The sequence below is a fragment of the Polyangium jinanense genome (genome assembly GCF_028435365.1).
The window spans coordinates 17629-25752 of record NZ_JAGTJJ010000101.1; the positions used below are offsets into that span (position 1 = coordinate 17629).

Here is an 8124-nt window from a genome sequence, read left to right on the forward strand (position 1 = left end):
GCCGTGGAACGCGCACGCGCGGGGCGCGGCGGCTCTTTCGCCAGCCAGAACAGCAGCACCCCCGCTGCGACCAGCACCACGTCGCGTAGCACCGTCAACATCGTCACGGGCCCTGATCCCTCGCCGAAGCAGCCGCACGTGATGTTCACGCCGCGTGCGACCACGGAGGCCACGGCCACCGTGAAGACCCCGAGCACCAGCGTGGAGGCGAACGCGCTGGCGCGCATCCATGGCCTTGGGGCTGCGAGCAGGGCGAGGCCGAGGACGATCTCCACGGTTGGCAGCGTGGCCGCGAGTAGCGGAGCGAGATCCGGCAGGAGCTGGTAGTTGTGGATCTCCAGCGCGAACGAGGTCGGGTCGTAAAACTTGAGCGCGCCGGCTGCGAGGAACATCCCGCCGAGACCGAGGCGCAAGAGCCAAAGAAGTGCGGTCTTCACGGGCTCGGCTCCTGCTTGTGGGTGAGGGCGCAGCCGGGACACGGACCCGAGGCGCACGCGAGGCCCTCCTGCTCCCAGGCGGAAAAGCCGCCGCGCAGGACACGCACGTCCATCTTCAGCCCGCGACGGCGCAGCGTCTCGGCCACCTCGTAGGCCTCCTCCGTCGACTCGCCGTACACCACGATCGTCTGCGCGTGGCCGAGCTCCTTCATCGCTACCTCGGCGCCGCTCGCGGTTGCGTCGCATGGCAGGTGGATCGCGTCGGCCACGTGCCCGGCTGCGAAACGCTCGGCCGTGCGCGTGTCGGCGAAGAGCGTGCCCGGCTGGCCGCACAGGGTCGAGGCCTCGCGTGGCGTCATCTCGATCACGGGCGCCTCTTCGGCTGCGGTGGTGGTGCATGCCGTGGGCGGCTCGAAGCCGACGAGGGCGACGCCTGCGGGCCGTGCTGCGTTGATGCCGAGGCCGAGCACGGCGCCTCCGAGGAGCAGCGCTGCCGAGCGCAGGACGAGGGGTCGATCGAGCCCGGACGACATCCTCCTGCGAAGCTAGCGCGGAAGCGGCGAGGAGGCGAGGTATGCCGCAGCGCGTGGGTGCGGGTTGCCTCCATTTCGCGCTTCCCATCTCCTCGCTTCCCGGGTGATCATGGCCGCGCTCGATCGACCCCGAGGACCCGGATGAGCGATCCCATCGCAGCGCGCAAAGGCGATCATCACCTCTGTTTGCAGCATGTCGGCAAGGACATCTTGCCTGCTTGCGCACCGACCATCCTCGTCGGCGGCGAGCCTGCGGCTCGTGTGACCGACCAGCTCGAGTGCACGGGCTCGCCGCCCGACATCATCGGCATCGGCGAGCCCACGGTGCTGCTCGAAGGCAAGATGGCGGCGCGCTTCGGCGATGGCACGCTCCACGGCGGGCTCATCGACGAGGGTTGTCCCACGGTCATCATCGGCAAGATGACCGCGGCGGACAAACGCATGCGCCTCATGGAGCGCTTGCGCCTCATCGACCAGGCCCGGCAGCGCGCGGCTTCGATGCCGAACGGCCCCGAGAAGGATCGCCTCTCGAACGCGGCCGAGCGGCTCGCGCGGAACAACCGCTCGGTCGAGGACGCGCGCCTCGTGAACGACGTCTACAGGACGAGCGGCGCGCCCGAGGGCTGGACGCGCCTCGGCCCGAACGATCTCCCGCCGGAGCTGCGCAACGCCGTCTTCCACGATGACAGCACCGGGTTCTACTCCGACCTCTACCGCTCCGACATCGACGGCAGCTACAGGCTGGTCATGCGCGGCACGGAGTTCGAGACCTGGAAGCAGTGGAACGGCAACGACTGGCTCTGGGGCAACCTCTCGCAGGGCACGGGCTTCGAAGGGGCGCAGTACACGCAGGCCGTCGAGCTCTCGCGGCAGGTCGCCGCGGTCTACGGCAACAACGCGAGCATCGCCGGACACTCGCTCGGCGGCGGCCTCGCGTCGGCTGGCTCCCTCGCCTCGGGCCTGCCGGCGAACACCTTCAACGCGTCGGGCATCCACGACAAGACGTACGAGCGTTACGGGCTCGATCCTTCACGGACGAACGATCTCATCGACGCGTACCAGGTCGACGGCGACATCCTCACCTGGGCGCAGGAGCACTCGCCCATCTCCGGGCTGATGCCGGACGCGATCGGCAATCGGTACGGCCTGAACGCGGTGAACCAGAATCCGGACGGCAGCTTCACGGCCCGGCAGTGGCCGCCGGAGCCGACGTTTGATCACCCGGACAGCGGCTGGGGGTATCTGAACCCGTTCGGCATGGCCCGGCGCACGAAGGACTGGGCGGCGGCGGAGATCGACCAGGAGAAGAAGCGGTTCGGCGAGATGATCGAGCGGCACAGCACGCACGAGGCCGGCATCGAGCAGCAAAAGAGCCAGGACATCGCGACCATTCAGGGGATGATGTGAAGGACGTTGAGCAATTTGCCGCAGGTCTCGAGGGGATTCTGGGCCCGAGGCCGCCCGTCCCGCCCGCGAACGAGGTGTTTCCGAGCGAGCGGCTGCGCGAGGCCGCGGCCGCCGCCGAGCGTGGCGACGTGGCCACGCTGCGCGCGCTCGTCGCGCGAGGCGCGGATCTCGACGAGGTCGTGCCTTCGGACGTGAACCTGCTCATGTACGAGCTCGTCGCGAAGAACGAGATCGCCGTGCGGGCCTTGCTCGCGGCGGGCGCGAATCCGAACGTGCTCACGAAGATCGGCACGTCGCCGATGCTCGTGGCCGCGACGAGCCCCGATCCGCGCTTCCTCGTCCTTCTGCTCGACAACGGCGGAAACCCGAACCTCGAAAACCAGAAGGCCGTTCCCCTCGCCCACCAGGCCCTGAACTTCGGGCAATGGCAAAACCTGGGGATCTTGTTCGATCGTGGCGTCCCCGTGGACGTGAAAAACAAGATGGAGCAGACGCCCGCGCTGCGGCTCGCGTATCTCAATCGATACGACGAGGTGCACAAGCTGCTCGATCGCGGCGCGGATCCGGACGCGAAGGATCAGGTCGGGTTGTCCGTGCGAAAGCTCGCGGAGAAGCCGATCCCGGCGGCGGATTCGCCGCTCGAGGGGTGGCGGCGCAAGGTCGCCGAGCGGCTCGGGATTCCGGTCGATCAGCCGAGGTAGAGCTCGACGAGGGCGCGCGCTTCGCTGTCGAGGTGGGCGGCGAGCGCGCGGGTTTCGGCTGGCGAGAGGGCGCGCAGGGCTTCGCCGTGGCGCGCGCGCAGCTCGGTTTCGAGATCCTCGCGGACGAGCGCGAGCACCTCGCCGAGCCGCGCCGTGTCCCCGGGTCGCGTCGGTCCGACCTTGGAGACGGCGGCGTTCAGGCGATTCTCGTTCACCAGGGACGAGGCCTCGTGCACGAGCCAATCGAGGGGCGAGGCCGAAGGCGCGCGCGGGCCGGACCATTTTTCCGCTTCGTGAAAACGCTCGTCCTCGGAAAACTCGGGGATCTTGCGTTTCACGACGGGACGCACCACGCCGGCGCGCCTTGGCACGACGAGCGCGCGGGCGGGCTTCAGGACCACGCCTTCGGCCTTGTTCGAGGGTCCGAGCGAAGGCAGGCCGAGGCGCGCGGGGATGGTGGTCTCGAAGCCCAGCGGATAAGCGAGCGCGTCCTCGTAGCGGCCACGAAAGAGCGGCCGCGCGAAGGGAATGCCGGCGTCCTCGCACGCCTCGCGGGCCTCGTCCTGATCGAGGTACACGCGCTCGGAGACACCTTCCCGGACGAACCCCACGTCGAACGCGCAGAACTCGATCCCCGGGGCATACCAGCAGCCGGTCTGCACCGGCTGCACGCCGGTCGCGGGCGGGACGTCGGGGTGCGGGTATCCGCCGCCGAAGAGCTCGCCATACACGAAGACGAGCGTGGCCTTCGGCTCGCGCGCCGCCGCCCGCCCGAGCACGTCACGCACGCCACCCGCGAATCGGCTCAGCACGCCGCGATGACCAAAAAAGTCTTCGTCCTCCGCGAGCCATCCCTTTCGCTTGGCGCACCGCACTTCCCTGCCCTCCGTGACGAAGCAGAAGTTCGCGCCGTGGATCTTCTCGGTGACGATCCACTCGGCGCGACTCGCCGCGCGGTGGGCTGCTTCGTCGTCGCCGAGTGCGGCCGCGAGGCTCTCGGCGATCTTTTCGTACGGGGAGAACGTCATAACTTCGGGTTCCCCGAGCAGAGCCATTCACAGCCGCAGACCTCGAGCTTGTGCCCCTTCTCGGCGCAGGCGTCCTGGAAGGCGGCGCTCGCCGGCTCGGGCGTGCAATCATCCTTCGCGGGGGCGCAGGCCTTGCCGTGGCCCTCGGCGTCGTAGTGTTGCTTCGCGCCGCCGCTGCCCGGATCGCCGGCGCAAAGCATCTCGCAGCCACACTGGATCATGCGGAAGCCGCCGAGCGAGCAGCGATCGGCGAGGTCGCGGTCGGGCGAGACGGTAGGGCAATCGGCGGGCGGAGGCTCGCAGGCCTTGGACTGCCCGCGGGCGTCGTACCCCTTGGCAGGCGCGATCGCGGCGCGGGGCGCCTCGGCCGGATTCGGCGGAGGCGTCTGGCCCGCGCAGGCGAAGAGGGAGGCGGCGAGGACGAGGAGGAGCGGGCGCGAAGGAATGGGCATGGCGGCGGGCGAGGAGACCACTCGCGGGACGAGGCGTCAATGGGCGGGAGCGGGAGCGGGAATCAAAAAATCCCGCTCGGGGACGGCGAAAGTGGCCGGGCGACGGCTCCTCTGCGAGGGTGAAATCGGCGGGTTCATTCTGCGCAAGCGCCCCTCCGGCGCATCGGGGAGATCAGGCCTCATGCCGTTCACCCCGGCGGTGTTCTCGCCGGTACGCGCCTGGTGCCACCCCGCCCCAGCGCTTGAAGGCCCGGTTGAACGACGCCTCGCTCTGGTAACCGATGCTCTCCGCGACTTCGATGAGCGGAAGCTCGCCCTCCCGAAGGAACTGGGCGGCCTTCGTCATTCGCCACCGCGCGAGGTACTCGAGTGGGGGCTCTCCGACGAGCGAGTTGAAGCGCGCGGCGAAGCTGGACCTCGAGAGGGCAACGGCCGTCGCGAGACTCTCGACGGTCCAGGGCTCGGCGGGTCTCTCGTGGATGAGGGAGAGGGCCTTGCGGATCTGTGGATCCGCGAGCGCACACAGCCCGTGCTGGTGGCACTGCCTCGCCGCAATGTGCGTCCGGAGTGCCTGCACGAACAGGATGTCCGCGAGCCGGCTCATGATGACGGTCGCGCCCGGGCTTACCGAGGCACTCTCCGCGATGAGCAGTTGCACGAGGGGCGAAAGCGAGGGGGACGTCGCGGGATCGTCCGCGGTGACGTGGATGACGCGTGGAAGCCCCTCGAACAACGGCGTGCGAGGCGCGGCACCGAGCCGGAAGGTCCCCGCGACCAGGGTGGTGCGGGCCCCATCACCGCCGAGCCGGATCGGCCCTACCCCGCGGGCCCGCTGACATTCGCCGTGTCCGAGCATGTGGAGCGGGCTGCCTTCCGCATCGCGCAGCGTGTGCCCTCCGCCGTGCGGAAACAGCGCCAGATCGCCGGCGGACAGGACGATGGCTCCCTCGACGCCCTCGACCTCCAGGCGAGCGCTCCCACGCGCGACGATGACGATGTGCGCGCCGGGGCTCTCCGGGAACCGGATTCCCCAGGGAGCACCCAGCTCGAAGCGACCATGCATGAGGGTCGTCAGACGCATCGCGTCCAGCACATCCGCGAGGACGTCGGTTACCGGCTCGTCCACCGGGCCTGGACGATCGGTCAATTTATTTGGACTGGATGCCATGGCACGTCCATAGCGGCCTGCGCATTTTCTGTCCACCCGACCTCAACAAGGAAAGAACCATGGCAACCGCTTCGAAGCTCCTGTCCCCCTTCCGCCTGGGCCGCCTCGAACTGAAGAACCGGATGGTGATGGCGCCGATGACGCGCAGCCGGGCGCTCGTGGATGGCAACGTGCCGAGCCCCCTGGCACCGACGTACTACGAGCAGCGCGCCTCGGCGGGGCTCCTCATCACCGAGGCCACCCAGGTCAGCCCCCAGGGCGTGGGGTACATCCGCACCCCCGGCATGCACTCACCCGAGCAGGTGGCGGGCTGGAGGAAGGTGACGGACGCCGTCCATGCATTGGGTGGAGTCATCTTCGCCCAGCTCTGGCATGTCGGGCGCGTCTCGCACCCGGACTTCCATGACGGCCAGTTGCCTGTAGCGCCCTCGGCGATCGGCTACGAAGGAGAGGCCTTCACGTGGAAGGGCAAGACGCGCATCGTGACGCCGCGAGCGCTCGAGACCGAGGAGATTCCCGGCATCGTCGAGCAATTCCGGCGCGCGGCCGAGAACGCCCGGGAGGCGGGCTTTGATGGCGTCGAGCTGCACGGCAGCAACGGCTACCTGCTGGACCAGTTCCTGCGGGATGGCTCCAACCAGCGCACGGACGCCTACGGCGGCAGCATCGAGAACCGGGCGCGCTTCCCGCTGGAGGTGGCCCGGGCGGTGGTGGGTGTCTGGGGCGCGGAGCGGGTGGGCTACCGGCTCTTGCCGCAGCCGTTCCCCTACGCGGGCATGAAGGACTCCACCCCGGTCGAGACGTTCACCTACATGGCCCGGGAGCTCGGCCGGTTGGGACTCGGCTACCTGCATGTGACCGAGGCCGTGTCGGGCAACGCGGTGCCGAGCGCGGAGCAGCGCATCACCCCGCTGCTGCGCAAGGCCTTCCAGGGCGCCGTCATCGTCAACGGCGGCTACGACGCGCGAGCTGGAGAGGAGGCACTGGCCCGCGGCGAAGCCGATCTCGTCGCCTACGGCGTGCCGTTCCTCGCCAATCCGGACCTCCCGGAGCGTTTCCGGCGCGAGGCCCCGCTCAACCCGCCGGACGCCGCCACCTTCTTCACGGGCGAGGAGAAGGGCTATACGGATTATCCGGCGCTGCCCTGACTCGAAACCGGGGCTTCAGGAAGATAAGGGAGCGGTATTGAGAAAAGAGGGTGGCAGGTCCTCGTTGTGTGCGTCGAGGTACTCGCAGATCGCCTTCTCCAGCTCGCGCACGCTGCAATGAACGCCGCGCCGTAGCGCACGTTCGGTGAGCGGCGCGAACCACCTCTCGACCAGGTTGAGCCATGATCCGTCGGTCGGCGTGAAGTGCAGGTGGAACCTCGGATGCGATGCACCGAGAATTTTTACGAACGTCAGTCCCAGGACACTAGAATGGTCCAACCACCATGCTCTTCGCTAGCACCAACCTGGTCGCCCGCATCGAGGAGGCCGAGTGCGGCCTCCTCGCCGACAGCATCGACGTGGTGCTGCGCCGGGACCCCGGCACGGGCCCCTTCGTGATCCCGCTGGCCGGGGGCATCGCCACCTTCAGCGCCCCGGGCTCTCCGCTCAACAAGGTCGCGGGCCTCGGCTTCGCGGGCCCCCTCGACGAGGGCGCCCTCGCAGCGGTCGAGGAGGCCTTTGCAGAGCGAGGGTCGCCGGTGCAGGTGGAGATCGCGACCCTCGCGGACCCCTCGATTGGCCAGAAGCTCACCGCGCGTGGGTACGTGCTCCAGGGATTCGAGAACGTGCTCGGCCGGAGCCTGCCGGTCGAGCACGAAGCGCCGCGGGCGCCTTCGGTCGAAATCCTGCCGAGCCCCCTCTCGGAGCTTTCCGCGTGGATCGATGTCGTGGTAACCGGCTTCGCGAGCCCCGACGCGCAGGGCGTCCCCTCCCACGAGTCCTTCCCGCGCGAGCTCATCGAGGGCATCATGCGCGACATGGCCTCGACCGGCGGGTTCTCCCGCTACCTGGCGCGGCGCGACGGCGTGATCGCGGGCGGCGCCAGCATGCGGCTCGCAAAGGGCGTCGCCCAGCTCTGCGGCGCGGCGACCCTGCCCGAGCATCGGCGGCGCGGGGTGCAAAGCGCGCTCCTCTCCGCGCGGCTCGAGATCGCCACCAAGGCCGGCTGCGACGTGGCCGTGGTCACGACGCAGCCAGGGTCCAAATCGCAGGAAAACGTGCAGCGGCAGGGGTTCGAGCTCCTCTATACGCGCGCCGTCCTCGTGCGGAGCCCGAGCTGAGCTGGGAGGCGCTGAGCTGGGGCGTTGCCCCAGGCCCCACCAGGGGTTGTCCACCCCTGGACCCGGACCAGCGCAAGCGCTGGACTCGGGGTCGATGAACTGCGCGATGCGCAGTTCATCGAACAGGCC

At 69.2% G+C, this 8124-nt stretch carries 9 protein-coding genes and 1 pseudogene; 4 read left to right on the forward strand and 6 right to left on the reverse strand.

What is annotated here, in order from left to right:
* The coding region (locus KEG57_RS52750; RefSeq protein ID WP_272428429.1) for a MauE/DoxX family redox-associated membrane protein at positions 1-437 on the reverse strand (437 nt) is incomplete at its 3' end.
* Positions 434-970, reverse strand: coding sequence for a rhodanese-like domain-containing protein (locus tag KEG57_RS52755; RefSeq protein ID WP_272428428.1), 537 nt, complete (start codon positions 968-970; stop codon positions 434-436). The genes KEG57_RS52755 and KEG57_RS52750, both read right to left, overlap by 4 nt.
* Before the next feature lie 141 nt (positions 971-1111).
* On the opposite strand from KEG57_RS52755, the gene KEG57_RS52760 reads away from it, so the two are divergent.
* Together KEG57_RS52760 and KEG57_RS52765 are read left to right on the forward strand one after the other, a co-directional pair.
* Entirely contained in the window at positions 1112-2377 is a 1266-nt protein-coding gene (locus tag KEG57_RS52760) for a PAAR domain-containing protein (RefSeq protein ID WP_272428427.1), read from the forward strand.
* Positions 2374-3078 (forward strand): ankyrin repeat domain-containing protein, encoded by a 705-nt coding sequence (locus KEG57_RS52765; protein ID WP_272428426.1) that lies wholly within the window; start codon positions 2374-2376, stop codon positions 3076-3078. Before KEG57_RS52760 ends, KEG57_RS52765 begins: the two co-directional genes overlap by 4 nt.
* On the opposite strand, the gene KEG57_RS52770 is transcribed toward KEG57_RS52765, so the two are convergent.
* The 3 genes from KEG57_RS52770 to KEG57_RS52780 all read right to left on the reverse strand — a co-directional run bounded on the left by KEG57_RS52770 (position 3066) and on the right by KEG57_RS52780 (position 5726).
* Positions 3066-4106, reverse strand: a complete 1041-nt coding sequence (locus KEG57_RS52770; protein ID WP_272428425.1) for an RNA ligase family protein — start codon at positions 4104-4106, stop codon at positions 3066-3068. The genes KEG57_RS52765 and KEG57_RS52770 overlap by 13 nt on opposite strands.
* Positions 4103-4558, reverse strand: a complete 456-nt coding sequence (locus KEG57_RS52775) for a hypothetical protein (RefSeq protein ID WP_272428424.1) — start codon at positions 4556-4558, stop codon at positions 4103-4105. Before KEG57_RS52775 ends, KEG57_RS52770 begins: the two co-directional genes overlap by 4 nt.
* A gap of 172 nt (positions 4559-4730) precedes the next feature.
* On the reverse strand, positions 4731-5726 hold the full coding sequence (locus KEG57_RS52780) for an AraC family transcriptional regulator (protein WP_272428423.1): 996 nt from the start codon (positions 5724-5726) through the stop codon (positions 4731-4733).
* Positions 5727-5785: 59 nt separating this feature from the next.
* Between KEG57_RS52780 and KEG57_RS52785 the strand changes: the two genes are divergently transcribed.
* A complete protein-coding gene (locus KEG57_RS52785) occupies positions 5786-6874 on the forward strand; it encodes an alkene reductase (RefSeq protein ID WP_272428422.1) in 1089 nt (362 codons plus the stop codon).
* A 15-nt stretch (positions 6875-6889) separates the two neighbouring features.
* Here KEG57_RS52785 and KEG57_RS52790 read toward each other — a convergent pair.
* Positions 6890-7099 (reverse strand): annotated as a pseudogene (locus KEG57_RS52790) (IS630 family transposase); the annotation flags it as partial.
* A 59-nt stretch (positions 7100-7158) separates the two neighbouring features.
* Here KEG57_RS52790 and KEG57_RS52795 point away from each other — a divergent pair.
* The gene (locus KEG57_RS52795) at positions 7159-7995 is read left to right on the forward strand and encodes a GNAT family N-acetyltransferase (RefSeq protein ID WP_272428421.1); all 837 of its coding nucleotides are present in this window, start codon (positions 7159-7161) and stop codon (positions 7993-7995) included.
* The last annotated feature ends 129 nt before the right edge of the window (positions 7996-8124 follow it).

Coding starts and splice junctions, on each gene's coding strand:
- KEG57_RS52775 (WP_272428424.1), bottom strand. CDS start 4,558: ATGCCCATTCCTTCGCGCCCGCTCCTCCTCGTCCTCGCCGCCTCCCTC.
- KEG57_RS52795 (WP_272428421.1), top strand. CDS start 7,159: ATGCTCTTCGCTAGCACCAACCTGGTCGCCCGCATCGAGGAGGCCGAG.
- KEG57_RS52770 (WP_272428425.1), bottom strand. CDS start 4,106: ATGACGTTCTCCCCGTACGAAAAGATCGCCGAGAGCCTCGCGGCCGCA.
- KEG57_RS52780 (WP_272428423.1), bottom strand. CDS start 5,726: ATGGCATCCAGTCCAAATAAATTGACCGATCGTCCAGGCCCGGTGGAC.
- KEG57_RS52785 (WP_272428422.1), top strand. CDS start 5,786: ATGGCAACCGCTTCGAAGCTCCTGTCCCCCTTCCGCCTGGGCCGCCTC.
- KEG57_RS52760 (WP_272428427.1), top strand. CDS start 1,112: ATGAGCGATCCCATCGCAGCGCGCAAAGGCGATCATCACCTCTGTTTG.
- KEG57_RS52755 (WP_272428428.1), bottom strand. CDS start 970: ATGTCGTCCGGGCTCGATCGACCCCTCGTCCTGCGCTCGGCAGCGCTG.